Genomic DNA, 2,187 nt, shown 5'->3' on the forward strand with positions numbered 1-2,187 from the left:
GTTCGGCACGGCCGTGCTCGACCCCGCCCGCCGGGCCGGGGCCCTGCCGCTGGCCCTGCACCCCGCGATGACGTTCACCGGCACGCCGGTCGACGTGCAGCGCCTCGCGGGCTGCTCCTTCGGCGTCACCGCCCCCGAGGAACTGCGGCTCGCCGCGCAGGCCCTGGTCATCGAGATGGGCGGCGAGCCCGAGTGGGTCGAGGAGGCCGCCCGCCCGCTCTACCACGCGGCCCTCGCCATCGGCGCGAACCACCTCGTCACCCTGGTCGCCCAGTCCATGGAGCTGCTGCGCGCCGCCGGGGTCGAGGCCCCCGACCGCATGCTCGGCCCGCTCCTCGGCGCGGCCCTCGACAACGCGCTGCGCAGCGGCGACGACGCGCTGACCGGCCCGGTGGCCCGCGGCGACGCCGGCACCGTCGCCGCCCACGTCGCCGAACTGCGCGCGCACGCGCCCCAGTCCCTCGCCGGCTACCTGGCGATGGCCCGTACGACGGCGGACCGCGCCCTCGCCCACGGGCTGCTCAAACCGGAGCTGGCGGAAGACCTGCTCGGCGTCCTCGCGGACGGCGACGGCGGGACCCGCCGGGACGGGGAGGCGGACCAGTGAGCGGGCGGCCCGGAGCCGAGGCCCTCGCTCGTACCGCGCCCGAGGCTGCCGCTCGTACCGCACCCGAGGCTCCCGCTCGTACCGCGCCACCCGACGCCCCCGCTCGCACGGCGCCCGACGCCCCCCTCCGTACGGCAGCCGAGCTGCGCGCCCTCTCCCGGGCGCCGAGCGGACTGCGGGCCGTCGTCATGACCATGGGCGCGCTCCACGAAGGGCACGCGACGCTGATCCGCGCCGCCCGCGACCGCGTCGGACCGCACGGACAGGTCGTCGCCACCGTCTTCGTCAACCCGCTCCAGTTCGGCGCGGGCGAGGACCTCGACCGCTACCCGCGCACCCTCGAAGCGGACCTGAGGACCGCCCAGGAGGCGGGCGCGGACGCCGTGTTCGCCCCCTCCGCCGACGAGGTCTACCCCGGCGGCGAACCCCAGGTCCGCATCTCCGCGGGCCCCATGGGCGAGCGCCTCGAAGGCGCCCACCGGCCCGGCCACTTCGACGGCATGCTCACCGTCGTCGCCAAGCTCCTCCACCTCACCGCGCCGGACCTCGCCCTCTACGGGCAGAAGGACGCCCAGCAGCTGGCGCTGATCCGCCGCATGGCCCGGGACCTCAACTTCCCCGTCGAGATCGTCGGCGTGGAGACCGTACGGGAAGCCGACGGCCTCGCCCTCTCCAGCCGCAACCGCTATCTCTCCGCCGCCGATCGCGCCGCCGCGCTCGGGCTGTCCAAGGCCCTGTTCGCGGCCCGCGAGGCGGCGCCGCTCGGCCCGGACGCCGCGCGGAAGGCCGCCCGCGAAGTCCTCGACGGCGCACACAGCCTCGACGGCGCACACAGCGCGGACAGCGCTGAGCACGCGCAATCGCCGCTCCTCCTCGATTACCTCGCCCTCGTCGACCCCGCCGACTTCACCGAGGTCCCCGACGACCACAGAGGCGACGCCGTGCTCGCCGTCGCCGCGAAGGTCGGGACCACGCGCCTGATCGACAACATCCCCCTGGAGTTCGGAGCGGAACGATGACCGGCATACGCCTCCACGCCCCCGCGCCCGGCTGGGCGCTCGAAGCCGATGTCGTCGTCGTCGGCTCCGGCGTCGCGGGACTCACCGCCGCACTGCGCTGCGCCGCCGCCGGGGCCAAGGTCACCGTCGTCACCAAGGCACGCCTCGACGACGGCTCCACGCGCTGGGCGCAGGGCGGCATAGCGGCCGCGCTCGGTGACGGCGACACCCCCGGCCAGCACCTCGACGACACCCTCGTCGCGGGCGCGGGGCTGTGCGACGAGGCGGCCGTACGCTCCCTGGTCACCGAGGGCCCCGCCGCGGTGCGGCGGCTCATCGCGACCGGCGCGCGCTTCGACACGTCGGACGAGACCGGCGAGATCCTGCTGACCCGCGAGGGCGGCCACCATCGCCGTCGCATCGCCCACGCGGGCGGCGACGCGACCGGCGCCGAGATCTCCCGCGCGCTCGTCGGGGCCGTACGGGAAGCGGGCATCGAGACCGTCGAGAACGCCCTCGTCCTCGACCTGCTCAAGGACGCCGACGGGCGCGCCGCGGGCGTCACCCTGCATGTCATGGGGG

3 protein-coding genes are annotated in these 2,187 nt (G+C 76.1%); all 3 read left to right on the forward strand.

Annotated elements, in window-relative coordinates; translation table 11 throughout:
- A partial coding sequence (locus tag ACFU99_RS41420; RefSeq protein WP_384403308.1) for a Rossmann-like and DUF2520 domain-containing protein occupies positions 1-607 on the forward strand: 607 nt, incomplete at its 5' end.
- Between the two features lie 143 nt (positions 608-750).
- Positions 751-1,626, forward strand: coding sequence for a pantoate--beta-alanine ligase (gene panC / locus ACFU99_RS41425; protein WP_384403313.1), 876 nt, complete (start codon positions 751-753; stop codon positions 1,624-1,626).
- The coding region (locus tag ACFU99_RS41430) for an FAD-dependent oxidoreductase (protein WP_384403311.1) at positions 1,623-2,187 on the forward strand (565 nt) is incomplete at its 3' end. The genes panC and ACFU99_RS41430, both read left to right, overlap by 4 nt.

Source organism: Streptomyces sp. NPDC057654, from assembly GCF_042800135.1.
GTDB lineage: Bacteria > Actinomycetota > Actinomycetes > Streptomycetales > Streptomycetaceae > Streptomyces.